General features: G+C 34.9%; 14 protein-coding genes. 5 read left to right on the top strand and 9 right to left on the bottom strand.

Annotation, left to right across the window (positions count from 1 at the left end; all coding sequences use genetic code 11):
• Positions 1–158: 158 nt before the first annotated feature.
• Positions 159–1,217 (bottom strand): 3-oxoacyl-ACP synthase III family protein, encoded by a 1,059-nt coding sequence (locus AC3IS6_RS02160; protein WP_489164906.1) that lies wholly within the window; start codon positions 1,215–1,217, stop codon positions 159–161.
• 324 nt (positions 1,218–1,541) lie between these two features.
• A complete protein-coding gene (gene gcvP / locus AC3IS6_RS02155) occupies positions 1,542–4,391 on the bottom strand; it encodes an aminomethyl-transferring glycine dehydrogenase (RefSeq protein ID WP_489163219.1) in 2,850 nt (949 codons plus the stop codon).
• Positions 4,392–4,526: 135 nt separating this feature from the next.
• On the opposite strand from gcvP, the gene AC3IS6_RS02150 reads away from it, so the two are divergent.
• Positions 4,527–5,339, top strand: coding sequence for a UbiA prenyltransferase family protein (locus AC3IS6_RS02150; RefSeq protein ID WP_489163217.1), 813 nt, complete (start codon positions 4,527–4,529; stop codon positions 5,337–5,339).
• A gap of 68 nt (positions 5,340–5,407) precedes the next feature.
• Here the strand turns inward: AC3IS6_RS02150 and AC3IS6_RS02145 are convergent, their stop codons facing one another.
• The 7 genes from AC3IS6_RS02145 to AC3IS6_RS02115 all read right to left on the bottom strand — a co-directional run bounded on the left by AC3IS6_RS02145 (position 5,408) and on the right by AC3IS6_RS02115 (position 10,337).
• Positions 5,408–5,806: a DUF1090 family protein gene (locus AC3IS6_RS02145; RefSeq protein WP_489163215.1), complete on the bottom strand. Its 399-nt coding sequence runs from the start codon at positions 5,804–5,806 to the stop codon at positions 5,408–5,410.
• A gap of 63 nt (positions 5,807–5,869) precedes the next feature.
• On the bottom strand, positions 5,870–6,568 hold the full coding sequence (locus AC3IS6_RS02140; RefSeq protein ID WP_489163213.1) for an SRPBCC family protein: 699 nt from the start codon (positions 6,566–6,568) through the stop codon (positions 5,870–5,872).
• Between the two features lie 264 nt (positions 6,569–6,832).
• On the bottom strand, positions 6,833–7,741 hold the full coding sequence (locus tag AC3IS6_RS02135; RefSeq protein ID WP_489163212.1) for a TIGR01777 family oxidoreductase: 909 nt from the start codon (positions 7,739–7,741) through the stop codon (positions 6,833–6,835).
• 104 nt (positions 7,742–7,845) lie between these two features.
• Positions 7,846–8,664, bottom strand: a complete 819-nt coding sequence (locus AC3IS6_RS02130) for a thiol-disulfide oxidoreductase DCC family protein (protein WP_489163211.1) — start codon at positions 8,662–8,664, stop codon at positions 7,846–7,848.
• A gap of 29 nt (positions 8,665–8,693) precedes the next feature.
• On the bottom strand, positions 8,694–9,431 hold the full coding sequence (locus AC3IS6_RS02125) for a YqjF family protein (RefSeq protein ID WP_489163209.1): 738 nt from the start codon (positions 9,429–9,431) through the stop codon (positions 8,694–8,696).
• On the bottom strand, positions 9,428–9,766 hold the full coding sequence (locus tag AC3IS6_RS02120) for a hypothetical protein (protein WP_489163207.1): 339 nt from the start codon (positions 9,764–9,766) through the stop codon (positions 9,428–9,430). The genes AC3IS6_RS02125 and AC3IS6_RS02120 overlap by 4 nt, the downstream gene beginning before the upstream one ends.
• A gap of 67 nt (positions 9,767–9,833) precedes the next feature.
• Positions 9,834–10,337, bottom strand: coding sequence for a GbsR/MarR family transcriptional regulator (locus AC3IS6_RS02115; protein ID WP_489163205.1), 504 nt, complete (start codon positions 10,335–10,337; stop codon positions 9,834–9,836).
• A gap of 332 nt (positions 10,338–10,669) precedes the next feature.
• Here AC3IS6_RS02115 and AC3IS6_RS02110 point away from each other — a divergent pair, with 332 nt between their 5' ends.
• The 4 genes from AC3IS6_RS02110 (at position 10,670) to AC3IS6_RS02095 (ending at position 13,307) form a co-directional block, all read left to right on the top strand.
• Entirely contained in the window at positions 10,670–11,326 is a 657-nt protein-coding gene (locus tag AC3IS6_RS02110; protein ID WP_173967197.1) for a hypothetical protein, read from the top strand.
• 49 nt (positions 11,327–11,375) lie between these two features.
• On the top strand, positions 11,376–11,552 hold the full coding sequence (locus AC3IS6_RS02105) for a DUF1843 domain-containing protein (RefSeq protein WP_173967198.1): 177 nt from the start codon (positions 11,376–11,378) through the stop codon (positions 11,550–11,552).
• Between the two features lie 73 nt (positions 11,553–11,625).
• Complete coding sequence (locus AC3IS6_RS02100; RefSeq protein ID WP_017495080.1) at positions 11,626–11,799, top strand: DUF1843 domain-containing protein; 174 nt, start codon at positions 11,626–11,628, stop codon at positions 11,797–11,799.
• Positions 11,800–11,876: 77 nt separating this feature from the next.
• Positions 11,877–13,307: a radical SAM protein gene (locus tag AC3IS6_RS02095; protein ID WP_489163202.1), complete on the top strand. Its 1,431-nt coding sequence runs from the start codon at positions 11,877–11,879 to the stop codon at positions 13,305–13,307.

Here is a 13,307-nt window from a genome sequence, read left to right as displayed (position 1 = left end):
TACTAAAAAAGTCCGCATCTTATAATGCGGACTTTTTTAGTGTTCAGTCTCAGTCTCAGTCTCAGTATTCAGTCTCAGTCTCAGTCTCAGTCTCAGTCTCAGTATTCAGTCTCAGTATTCAGTTGACTGTGAACTGCGACTGAATACTGAGACTGCGACTAATACCTGTAAACAAATGCATTGACATTCATTCCTGCTCCGACAGAGGCAAAAATGACAACATCTCCTTTGTTTATTTCATGATTTTCCAGTTTACCCTGAATCAATAAGTCGTAAAGGGTGGGTACTGTCGCAACGCTGGAGTTCCCTAAATCGTGAATGCACATTGGCATAACATTTTCAGGAGGTGTTTTGTCGTATAGTTTATAGAATCGGGCAATAATTGCCTCGTCCATTTTTTCGTTGGCCTGGTGAATCAGAATTTTTTTGACTTCATCGATAGCGATTCCGCTTTTATCTAAGCAGCTTTTCATAGCGCATGGAACTTGACTTAAGGCGAATTCGTATATCTTACGTCCGTACATTTTGATGTATTTAATGTCTGGATCTAAATCAGGGTTGTATGATTTTCCAAAGTACAGGTAGTTCGCTTCCTCATTGGCAAAAGTAGCACTCTCGTAAGATAACAACCCGGCTTCATCATCAGAAGCTTCTAAAATTGAAGCACCTGCTCCATCAGAGTAAATCATCGAATCGCGATCGTGATCGTCAACCACTCTTGAAAGGGTTTCGGCACCAATTACTAAAACTCTTTTTGCCATACCAGATTTTATAAAAGCATTCGCTTGCAGAACACCTTCAATCCAGCCTGGGCACCCAAAAAGAATATCGTAAGCTACACATTTCGGGTTTTTAATATTTAATTTGTTTTTTACACGTGTTGCTAAACTCGGTAAAATATCAGTTTGATGTGTTCCTGATTTTACATCACCAAAGTTATGCGCAAAAATAATGTAATCTAAAGTTTCGCGATCGATCTTTGCATTTTCAAGCGCTCTTTCGGCGGCAAAAAAGGCAAGATCAGATGAGGTATGATGGTCTTCGGCGTAGCGGCGATTTTCGATTCCGGTAATGCCTTTAAATTTTTTTATTACAACTTCGTTAGGGTAACCAAAAGGAGTTCCGTCTTCATTTAAAAAAACATGATCGCCAAAGTCAGTATTGCTTACTTCTTTATTAGGAATGTAACTTCCTATACCTATTATTTTTATTTTCATTATTCCTTTATTGTCCGGTAAATTTATTGCTAAAGTATAAATAAAATCATGATAACTATCATAAAAAATACTATGCATGCATATAATTGTGGAATAATAATTTTTTGCGACATATATTGTTTATTTTCTAATGAATTTTAGATTTTATCGAGATTTCAAACGTTTGCGATTGAGGGTATATTGGCTTGCTTTAGTTAATTAAAACAGAAACTTTTTCGATTTGTTATAAATGAAACATAAGCGTGAAAAAGTGTTTGAAATAGAAAACCCGACGGTTTTGAAACCTGTCGGGTTTAAGTATGTATGTAAAGAAAAATTTATTTCTTAGTTTTCCATGTAAGCTTCAATAGGAGCACAGCTACACACTAAGTTTCGGTCACCGTATGCATCGTCTACGCGACGAACTGATGGCCAGAATTTATTGTCAGCAATATACTCTAATGGGTAAGCTGCTTTTTCTCTTGAATAAGGGAAATCCCAAGTATCATTAGTTAACATTGCTAATGTATGAGGTGCATTTTTTAATACATTATTTTTATCATCTGCTGTTGCAGCTTCGATCTCTTTTCTAATTGAAATAAGAGCGTCACAGAAACGATCTAACTCTGCTAAATCTTCAGATTCTGTAGGTTCAATCATTAGAGTTCCGGCAACCGGGAAAGAAACTGTAGGAGCGTGGAAACCATAATCCATTAAACGCTTCGCGATGTCACCAACTTCAATTCCGTTTTCTTTAAACGAACGGCAATCTAAGATCATTTCGTGAGCAGCTCTTCCGCATTCTCCTGTATAAAGAATTGGGTAGTGTCCTTCAAATCTGGTTTTCATGTAGTTCGCGTTTAGGATAGCATGCTCTGTAGCGCTTTTTAATCCTTCAGCTCCCATCATTGTGATGTAACCGTAAGAGATTAAGCATACTAAAGCTGATCCGTAAGGAGCAGATGAAATAGCTGTAATAGCTTGTTCACCGCCTACTTTTAAGATTGGGTTTGTTGGTAAAAATGGAACAAGTTTTTCATTCACACAGATTGGTCCAACTCCAGGTCCACCACCACCGTGTGGAATAGCGAATGTTTTGTGTAAGTTTAAGTGACAAACGTCAGCACCAATTGTAGCCGGATTTGTTAATCCAACCTGAGCATTCATATTAGCGCCATCCATATATACTAATCCGCCATTGTCGTGGATTAATTTAGTGATTTCAATGATTGAAGATTCGAAAACTCCGTGAGTAGAAGGATAGGTTACCATCAAACAAGATAAATCATCTTTGTGTTCAATTGCTTTTTCTCTTAAATCTTCTACATCAATATTTCCTTCCGGAGTAGTTTTAGTAACAATGATTTTCATTCCGGCCATAGCTGCAGAAGCAGGATTGGTTCCGTGAGCTGATGAAGGAATTAAACATACATTACGGTGACTATCGCCTCTTGATAAATGGTAAGCACGGATAGCCATTAAACCTGCATACTCTCCCTGAGCTCCTGAATTAGGCTGCAATGTTGTTCCGGCAAATCCGGTAATTACATTTAATTGCTGCTCTAATTTTTTAAGCATTGTGATATAACCTTCAGCTTGTTCTACTGGTGCAAAAGGGTGAATGCTGTTCCAGTTTGGCATTGACAGAGGTAACATTTCTGAAGCTGCGTTCAATTTCATTGTACAAGAACCTAATGAAATCATAGAATGATTCAATGATAAATCTTTACGTTCTAATTTTTTGATGTAACGCATCAACTGACTTTCTGAATGATGGTTGTTGAATACATCATGTGTTAAGAAAGGAGACGTTCTTTCTAATGAAGCCGGTAACTGACTTGCCGCAGATAATTCAGAAACGGTAAAAGTTTCTTTTCCTAAAGCTTCAGCAAAAATGGAAATAATTTGGTTGATGTCCGAAATTGAAGTCGTTTCGTTAAATGAAATCGAAATGGATTCGGCATCAGGATAGAAGAAGTTTACTTCGTTTTTCTCCGCAACAGCTTTTACTTTTTGAGCGTCAGCTTTTACTAAAATAGTATCAAAGTAAGCAGTGTTGGTTTGGTAAACGCCTAACTTATTTAAAGCTTCAGCAGCAGTAACTGCAGATGCGTGTACTTTGTTCGCAATGTATTTTAATCCTTTTGGGCCGTGATAAACCGCATACATTCCGGCCATAACCGCTAATAAAACCTGAGCTGTACAAATATTTGAAGTCGCTTTTTCACGTTTAATGTGCTGTTCACGAGTTCCTAAAGCCATACGCAAAGCACGGTTTCCGTTTACATCGATAGATACTCCGATGATACGACCCGGCATAGATCGTTTGTATTCTTCTTTAGTTGCGAAAAAAGCAGCGTGAGGACCACCATAGCCCATTGGTACACCAAAACGTTGTGAAGTTCCAACCACTACAGCTGCACCCATTTCTCCCGGAGAAGTCAGGGTTGCTAATGATAAAATATCGGCAGCAAAGGCAACTTTGATTTCATTTTCTTTTGCTTTAGCAACAAAAGAACTGTAGTCATTTACCTGACCATATTTCCCTGGGTATTGTAAAATAGCTCCGAAAAAGTCATTTGAAAAATCAAATGCTTCGTGGTTTCCAACTACTAATTCAATTCCAATAGGAGTCGAACGCGTTTGTAGTATGGATAAAGTCTGTGGTAAAATTTCTTCAGAAACGAAGAATTTGTTTGTATTGTTTTTCTTTTGGTCACGTGTACGAACGTCAAATAGTAACGCCATTGCTTCTGCAGCAGCAGTTCCTTCATCTAATAAAGAAGCATTTGCGATTTCCATTCCTGTTAATTCAATAACAGTAGTCTGGAAATTTAAAATCGCTTCTAAACGGCCTTGAGCAATTTCAGCCTGATAAGGAGTATAAGCAGTGTACCATCCCGGATTCTCAAAAATATTTCTTTGAATTGGAGCCGGAACGATAGTTGGATGATAACCCAAACCAATATATGATTTGAATACTTTATTTTTCTTTCCTAATTGCTGAATATGGTTTGCGAATTCGTACTCGGTCATCGCAGGATCTAAGTTTAAGGGTGCTTTTAAACGAATGTCATCCGGAAGAGTTTCATAAACAAGTTGTTCGATCGATTCAACTCCAATAGTTTGTAACATGTGTTGAAGATCTGTTTCTCTTGGACCAATGTGTCTTAAAGCAAAAGCATCTGTTTTCATATAGTAGTAAAAGTGTTGTTTTTTAGTCGCGCAAAATTAAGTATTAATAATAATTTATTGCACATTTTTAACTTCATTTTTTATGAAATTTTCAATTAAAGATATGGTTTCTTAATAATTGATTAGATTTGAAATATGAAACTTTTAAAGCAGATAGTCGATTTTTACCTGAATAGCAGTATTCATGTGGCTTTGTCGTGTTACGCACTAGTGCAAATAACGTTTCATGTGTTTCATATTCAGTATAGTAACCCAATGGCAATGTTTGCTTTTTTCGGAACAATTGTGGGATATAATTTTGTTAAATACGATGCATTGGTTCGTGTTAAAAGAAAATTGATCGGGAATCAGCTGAAAATTATCGCTGTTTTGAGTTTTATTTCACTCTTTTTAGTGGGCTATTATTTTTTTCAGTTGAAACGAATTACTCAAATTGTTTCGATTGTGATTTTTCTGATAACGGCTCTTTATACACTTCCTTTTTTTCCGAATCGAAGAAATGCACGAAATTGGGCAGGGGTAAAAATTTATATTGTCGCGATTTGCTGGGTAGGGACTACATTGGTTTTGCCGTTAATAAATGCAGGGATTCCTTTTACGAGTGATTTTTTTATAAAATGTATTCAGCGGTTCATTTTGGTTTTTGTCCTGGTTTTGGTTTTTGAAATTATTGATTTAGCCAATGATGATCCGCATTTACAGACTGTCCCGCAAACGATCGGGGTAAAGCGAACCAAAGTTTTAGGTTTTTTATTGCTGGTCCCTTTTTGGGTTTTGGAAGTTTTTGTTTCTACTTTTAATTATCATGATGTTTTTATTAATCTGATCATGGTGCTTATATTAATGTTATTTATTGCGTTTGCAAATCCGGAGCGCTCTAAATATTATACTTCGTTTTGGGTCGAAAGTGTTCCGATTTTTTGGTGGCTGATGATACTGTTTCTTTAAAGTAGTTTCTCATAAAATAAAAAAACCGATGCGGTAACATCAGTTTTTTTTAAGAGTGAAATAAAGTCTTATTTCGTTTTTTGTTCTGCGAGGGCCTTATTCAGGTCGGCTTTAGCTTCGGCTAATTTCTTTCTTTTTTTATCAATTTTTTCTTTGCTTTCCTGATCTTTTATGGCTTTGTTGAGGGCATCAGTTCTTTCTTTGACTTTTTGCTGTTTTTCCTGAACTTTTTTGTTTAGGTCTTTGTTTACTGTTTTTGTAGTACAGTTTTTTTGAGTTTTCGTGATAGCCTCTTCAACTCCTTTTATTTGGTTTTGATTGCCGGCCTTTTTGGCAGCAATCAATTTTATGTTCAACTCACATAGTTTTCTTTCACAGCCTTTTAATGTTGCACAATTGCTTTGTGCAAATCCAATGAAAGAAATAGCAAAAAATGCAACGGATAGTATTTTCCTTTTTAATGTCATAATTTTCCTTTTAGTTTACTTACGTATTTTTAAAAATTGTGTCTGACTATAAAAGTAAGAAATTTAAAATTCTTTTTCCGAAACTATTTTGAGCATTTTATTCCTTTCCAAAAGAAAATTGGTAAGGTGTTTTTTCAAAAAGAAATAGTCAAACAGTATTCCAAACACTCCAAAAGGTGTTTCATATTGTAGTTTATCTTTCATAATGGTAAGGTCATTTTCTTCTTTAAAAAAATGTTCGTGTTTGAAGGATTTAAATTTTCCTTCCTCCATTTCATCAATAAAGTAATCGTAGAATTTCATCTCAGTAATTCTGCTTTTGTGCGTAAGATAAAAGCCGAAATGTTTCCCTCGCCAGGTTACGGTTTCACCAAGATTTATTAAACCAGTTGATGTTCCTGCAATTGCAATCTCACTTGTTTTACTGGCAGACTGTTGATGAATATCAATATTTCGTGCAGCATCGAAAACTTTTTTTTGTGATGCTTTTATTCGGGTTGTTAGGTTTATGACTGTCATTTGCGTTATCAATTGTTTAGTCCCTACGGGACATTTTTTTAGGTTGGGGATATGATCGTTACCAATATGTAATCTCTCCGAGATTAATTGACTTAGTAAAGTTCCTATGGAACATTTTTTTAGGTTGGGGATATGATCGTTACCAATATGTAATCTCTCCGAGATTAATTGATTTAGTAAAGTCCCTACGAGACATTTTTTTAGGTTGGGGATATGAGCGTTACCCATATGTAATCTCTCCAAGATTAATTGGTTCTTAAAGTCGCTACTGGACATTTTTTCTAGATAGGATATTTTATCATTATATTGCTTCTAAAGAAGCAGTTTAACGGATTGAAATGTAACGATTAATTACAATTAAATAGATGGGCGAATTAATCTCGGAGAGATTACATATTGGTAAAAAAGTTACTCCGCTCCGAAAAACTGTCCTGTAGGGACTATACGAGATTTAGCACAGAGTGATTTTCGTAGCTTTTCTGGTTTGAGTACACCACTTTGGTTCTTTTAGGATAAGAGATTTTGGAAAGCCGGATCAATATTTTCAAACTTAAACTTAAAACCTTTTTCTAAAAGTCGCTTCGGAATTACATTTCTGCTCTTTAAAACCAATTCGGTTTCTGTACGAATAAAGTAAGATCCAATTTCAAGAAAGGAGGTATTGATTGGAATTCCAAAAGGAAAACCAACAGATTTTCGTAACGTCTTCATAAAGATTATGTTACGAATGGGGTTTGGTGCTACAATATTTATAACTCCGGTCATTTCTTTTTCAAGGATAAATTCGACCGCATTCGCAAAATCATCTTCATGAATCCAGCTTACAAATTGATTTCCTTTTCCTTGTTTTCCTCCAAAACCAATTTTCGCCAAAGCTTTTAACGGAATAAAAGCACCGCCTTTTTTGCCCAGAACGATTGAAGTCCTCAAGGCGGTTTTTAATGTCTTGGGAGTTTCGGTTTTAAAAAAGGCTTTCTCCCAGGAAAGAGCGACATTTATAGAAAAATCATTTCCTATTTCTCCTTCTGTTTCATCCATTTGTTTATCGAGAGAAAATCGGTAAATGGTAGCAGTAGAGGAGTTCAACCAGTGTTTAGGGGGATTTTTGCATTTTAAAACAGCTTTGTTTAAAATTTTAGTGCTTTCGATTCGGGAAAGTAAAATTTCTTTTTTATTATTTTGGGTGTAACGACAATCAACAGATTTTCCTGCAAGGTTAATTAATGCCGTTGCATGTTCCAGTTCATTTTCCCAACCCGAAAAAGTTTTGGCATTCCAGTTTACATATCTGATACCATCAATGATTTGAGATTTTTCACGGGTCAGAATTACGATTTCTTCAAATTTGTTTTTGAAATGATTGACCAAAACCTGACCTAGAAATCCTGTCCCGGCTGCGATTATAAGTTTATTCATGTTTGAGTGTTTTTAACCATGAATTACACGAATTATTTTTTGCGAAAGTAATCAGGTAAAAAAGCATTTCGCAAAAATTCATGAAATTTGTGGGACTAACATAATTAGTTCAAAATTAATAATAAAGCAATTATTCGATACAATATCCAGGTGAGGCAAAGATATTTTGGAAGTTTTAAAATTTTGATTCTTCTAAAATGTTCTTTAAACATAATAAAAACGGTTATCCCAAACCAAGCTAGAACTAAAAGATCAGGAATATTTGCAAATTGATTTGCGATCAAAATGGGTAATAGGATGAGTGAACCCATTAAAGAAACGGTCATTAAATTTCCAATGTAATTGAGAAAAGTCTTTTGATCTGTTTTTAGCATAAACATACTTTGAAATACAATTTGACCTAAGGTTAAAACAGCCTCCCTCAGAATATTGGTTTGGGGCAGAATTGAAATCAAATTGGAATATTGGAACAATACGAATGTCGTTATTGTTGAAGCAAATGCTATAAAGAGAAAGCGATAGCTGTAATTATAATCAGGGGTGCATTGTAATTTGTTTTCTTCTTTTACTTCTCCTGGAATTATCACTTTTCGATTATAGGAAACAAAAGAGTACAGTTTTTTGAGGATGAAATGAATGGGCTTCACTTTCCCCGTTTTTTCGATCCACGGAAAAGAGTATCCTATAACTTTCAGTAAGCTATCGACACCGTAAAGTACCGTTTTGGTTTTATTATCAATTAATGCAATTTCATTTGGCGCGCGTTTGAGATCTACAAAATTTTGTTCCTCTTCAGATAACTTGCAATATGATTTTCTTCCGTTTTGATCTAACATACCGCTTTTTACAAAGCCGGTAGTGTACAAGTTGCAAAGCGGACAATCTTCATCGTAAAGTAAGGTTTGGTTTTCTAGCGTTTTCATGTTTTCTGGTTTTAAAGGTTTGGAATTGATTAGTACATTTCTTCTAAAACGGGAATGATTTGCAATTTTCTTTTATTTTGAACAGTAATTTCTGAACCTTTAGCTAAGAAAACTGAAGCAGGTTTTGCATTTTGAAGAAACTGAAAATCCTTTCCGTATGTTTTTTGAAAATCGATATCAATATTGTGATTTAAAACTTCGAATTGTTCCCATCTCGGATGTTGCACTTCATACTCAAAAGTCGTTTCTTCATCAATTTTGGTATATCCGAAATAATGTTCTGTAATGAATTCTGCTTCAGAATCAACATTAATCTCGGTTAAATTCTTTTTAGTCTCCAGCTGAATTGTATTCCATTTTTCTTCCTTTTTCCATTGATAGATGAAAATAGTACTGTTCTCGTTGTCAATAATGCTGTGATTCATTTTTTGAGTTTCATGATGTTCCTGATACAAAGTATTAGCCATATAAGTGATAACTTTTTTAGGAACAATTTCTTTTATGAAAACAACGCCGCGTTTCCATTCTCCATTTTCAAAACGTTTTACATAGAACCTTAAATTAACTTCTTCAAAATTGATATGAAACGGAACTTTTAATCCTAAAACTTTTGTGTTCTTAAACATGAAACCAACGAAACTCACATAACATTTGTTGCTCCAGATATCTATTTCAGTTCCACTTGGAATATATTTTTCTAAAATTTCAACATCAATTTCGTAATTAAAAAGTGCTAAGTTTTTCCATTCTGCTTTTAAGAAATTCATAGGTTTTCTTTTTTATAGATTAGTACTGAAAGATAGATAGCCAGTAAGGGAGGAACGCCCAGTAAAAAATTATCCAATATTTGATAGATACGGAAATACAAAGAGATAAAGTATACGGTAAAATATAAAAGAACTCCAATTATATAAACTTGAAGATATCGGTTGTGAGGTTCTTTAAGAATCATTTTTATTCCTATTAAAACCTGAATTAAACCGGTAAGAATAGTTGAAAGTAAAGAAAAAAAGAAAGCACCTTCTTTAGCAATAGGATAAGTAATTAAAATTAAAAACGGAAGTGCTATCGCAAAAGTATTGAGTTGTTTTATTGTTTTCATAATTATTGTTTATTTTAAACTTTCAGAAAAAAATGAAAGTTATGATGAAATTTTTTTAGTTTGAACTTTACTTCATAATTTTTAGGACCAAACGTCCCAACCAATTTTCATTGAATTCCGTCATTTTGTCTAACATATTATCTGCCTTTAAAACGAAATCATACAATTTAGTAGTTTGATCTACAAAGTGTTTTTCTTCTGCGGAATCTTTTGCATTGATTGTCGAAACTTCTTTTAAAATTTTAAGAGCAGGTTTGATTTCTCTTTTGCTTCTTTCTCTTGAAATTTTAACGGCTAATTCGTCCAGATCTTTTTCGGCAGTAAAAAACTCTCTTCTTTCTCCGGCTTTATATTCTTTATAAACAATCCCCCAATCCATTAAGGCTCTTAGGTTCATGCTCGCGTTTCCTCTCGAAATTTGCAATTCGTCCATTATATCTTCCATAGAAACAGGCTCGTTCGAAACCATTAATAAAGCATGGATTTGTGCCATGGTTTTATTAATCCCCCATTGAGAACCTAATGCTCCCCAGGTTTGTACGAACTTATTTTTTGCTTCTTTGAATTCCATGAAACAAATGTAGGTAAAAGTTTTTAAACTTTCAAAAATAAATGAAAGTTTGTTTGATGAGGTTTTTTTAAGAATTATCTTATGTCTTATTTTTAGGTGTTTTATGACAGAGAATTCTCATCTTATAACATTTTTTCTCCCACATCTTCATATCTAAAATAGATTTGATATAGAAAATTAATGAAAAAATATTTTCTAAGTCATTCATTATCAGCTGATGAATTGAGTTTGCTACCGTGGAGCAGAACCCACTAAAAAAAACGAACTGTTTCGCACAGTAAAACGCGAAGGCGGATCTGAAAAGCCTTATGAGTAGGACAAAAACTATTATTATGCAAGCAATACCTGTAAAAGTTAAAAATGTGAAAGTCTACCCTTACATTGATTGGAATGGTGGAGGGATTGGACCTGTTATTCTTCCTGTTATCGAAGGAGCCAGCGGAACTTACGCGGTTGGAACACTTGGAAGATCTGTATTCTACAATCTTGATTTAGCCCCTGAAAAATCTAGTATTGGTATACATCAGAGATATTTAGCAACTGGAGAGACTGAAGATGGTACTCCATTTACAACTCCATGGATGTATAGCACAAGCACAACTGGTGACATAGAGTTCGGAAGAACCATAACAATAGGGGTAAGAGAATCTGAAGCTATTAATGTTGGAAGTATACCTCCATATATTGTATTAGGGCCGCTTACAAATATTACAGTAACTCAGATACTTCCGGCGCCAGCAATTGGTGAGAGAATAATAATTGAAAATGGTTCGGGTAATATTATTGCTACCAGAACTGGTACTCCTCATGAAATGGGAGTTGATGTAATTGAAGGTAACCGTTTAGGAAGATTAAGAGCAGGATTGAAAAACATCATGATTACTGGAAAAAACAAAGATGGCCAAACAGTGACTATAGGGCATCTGACTTGTTTGGATCCAAATGAACCAGCTCTTTTTTTACAGCAATTTGGACCTAGTGAGCATTAAAAAATATTAATCCTCAAACGAAACAAATAATAACTAAAAAATAATAGCTATGGGAGTAATCATGCCTTATGGTGTTGCTATCAGAGAAGCTCTGGTTTCTAATGATCTGGCCAAGATGGAAGCTATTGCCAAACAAGCGAAGCAAACAATAAAAGATCAGGGAGATCTGACAGTTGCTTTACTGGACTTGTTAGACGCGATAGATTCTTTAAAGAAGAAAAAATAATCTGACTTGTACAGAAAAACAAGGGGGGATCTGAAAAACCTAAAGAGTAGGAACAACTAAAAAACAAAATATTATGGCAACAGTACTTTACGGAGTGGGAATCAGAGAAGCGATTGCTTCAAATGATTTAGAAAAAATGGTTGCGGTGGCTGAACAAGCTAAGAAAACCATAAGAGAACAAAAAGATTTGCATGTAGCATTGGTAGAATTGCTTGATGCAATTGATGCCTTGAAAAAGAAAAGGTAATCTAAAAAAGACGGTTTATCAAGTTTTACTTCTTAAACCGTCTTTTAATTAATTGTCAAACCGTAAATAAAACTAAGATGGATACTATTAAGACTTCGACACGATACAGAGTAAGAGATGATTATGAAACAGCTACTCCGGTTCATGTAGTATGGGAAATTACTTTAGCATGTAATTTGAAATGCTCGCATTGCGGATCAAGAGCTGGAAAAGTAAGACCGGGCGAACTAACTACAGAACAATGTTTTGATGTTATTGATAGTCTTAAACGTCTTGGTACAAGAGAAATTTCCATTATTGGCGGGGAAGCTTTTTTAAGAAAAGACTGGATTGAGATTATCGAAAGAATACATCAAAGCGGAATCGAATGTTCGATGCAGTCAGGCGCTTATAATTTAAACGAAGAACGAATCATTAGTGCAAAAAAAGCAGGAATAAATAATATAGGTGTTTCTATTGATGGAATGCCGGATACTCACAATAAAATAAGAGGAAGAAGAGATTCTTTTGAACATGCTGTTAATTGCTTGGCACTACTTAAAAAACACAATATAACTTCTAGTGTAAATACAGTAATTACAAAAAGAAGCAAAAATGAGATGAATGAGCTTTTGGATGTTTTGATTGAAAATAATGTTAAAAACTGGCAGATACAACTTGCTGTTGCTATGGGAAATGCCGTTGATCACTCAGACGAATTGATCGTTCAGCCTTATGAATTAATTGATTTTTACGACGACCTTATCGTCATCTACAGAAAAGCCTTAGCGCATAATATTTTAATACAGGCCGGAAATAACATTGGTTATTTTGGACCGTATGAACACATTTGGAGACAAGGCAATGAAAAATATTATACAGGATGTTCGGCTGGACATACAGGAATAGGGATTGAAGCAGATGGAAAAATAAAAGGCTGCCCATCATTACCAACAAGTGCCTATACGGGCGGAAATGTAAAAGATATGGCTCTGGAAGACATTTGGAAATATAGCGAAGAAATGGTTTTCTCCAGATATAGAAATAAAGAAGAATTATGGGGTGGCTGTAAAGGCTGCTATTATGAATCTTCCTGTCTGGCAGGCTGTACCTGGACAAGCCATGTACTGTTTGGCAAGAGAGGGAACAATCCTTTTTGCCATCATCGTGCTCTGGAATTAAAGAAGAAAGGCCTTAAGGAACGAATAAGAAAAATACAGGAAGCACCAGGCGAATCTTTCGATATGGGACTTTTTGAAATTATAGTGGAAGACGAAAACGGAGTAATCGTAGAAATACAATCCCCAACTAGTGAAGCTCCAATTCAGGTTACTGGTCCTATTGCCAGAGTACCAAGAATTCCAAAAGCACTGAAGTTATGCAATGGATGTGATAATTATGTCTATGAAGAAGAAGAGGTTTGCAGTTTTTGCAATAGCGACGTAAAAAAAGTAAACGAGGAATATGCCGCTAAAATGGAAACAGCAAAACGCTCGCTGGAAAAACTGGAATTCCTAATGATGAAATAA

This window comes from Flavobacterium sp. KH_035, from assembly GCF_057839565.1.
The sequence above is the reverse complement of the archived record's forward strand: the minus strand, read 5'-3'. Positions and strand labels throughout refer to the sequence as shown.

Coding starts and splice junctions, on each gene's coding strand:
- AC3IS6_RS02105 (WP_173967198.1), top strand. CDS start 11,376: ATGGGAGTAATCATGCCTTATGGTGTTGCTATCAGAGAAGCTCTGGTT.
- AC3IS6_RS02120 (WP_489163207.1), bottom strand. CDS start 9,766: ATGAAAACAATAAAACAACTCAATACTTTTGCGATAGCACTTCCGTTT.
- AC3IS6_RS02150 (WP_489163217.1), top strand. CDS start 4,527: ATGAAACTTTTAAAGCAGATAGTCGATTTTTACCTGAATAGCAGTATT.
- AC3IS6_RS02125 (WP_489163209.1), bottom strand. CDS start 9,431: ATGAATTTCTTAAAAGCAGAATGGAAAAACTTAGCACTTTTTAATTAC.
- AC3IS6_RS02135 (WP_489163212.1), bottom strand. CDS start 7,741: ATGAATAAACTTATAATCGCAGCCGGGACAGGATTTCTAGGTCAGGTT.
- AC3IS6_RS02130 (WP_489163211.1), bottom strand. CDS start 8,664: ATGAAAACGCTAGAAAACCAAACCTTACTTTACGATGAAGATTGTCCG.
- AC3IS6_RS02095 (WP_489163202.1), top strand. CDS start 11,877: ATGGATACTATTAAGACTTCGACACGATACAGAGTAAGAGATGATTAT.
- AC3IS6_RS02110 (WP_173967197.1), top strand. CDS start 10,670: ATGCAAGCAATACCTGTAAAAGTTAAAAATGTGAAAGTCTACCCTTAC.
- gcvP (WP_489163219.1), bottom strand. CDS start 4,391: ATGAAAACAGATGCTTTTGCTTTAAGACACATTGGTCCAAGAGAAACA.
- AC3IS6_RS02115 (WP_489163205.1), bottom strand. CDS start 10,337: ATGGAATTCAAAGAAGCAAAAAATAAGTTCGTACAAACCTGGGGAGCA.
- AC3IS6_RS02100 (WP_017495080.1), top strand. CDS start 11,626: ATGGCAACAGTACTTTACGGAGTGGGAATCAGAGAAGCGATTGCTTCA.
- AC3IS6_RS02160 (WP_489164906.1), bottom strand. CDS start 1,217: ATGAAAATAAAAATAATAGGTATAGGAAGTTACATTCCTAATAAAGAA.
- AC3IS6_RS02145 (WP_489163215.1), bottom strand. CDS start 5,806: ATGACATTAAAAAGGAAAATACTATCCGTTGCATTTTTTGCTATTTCT.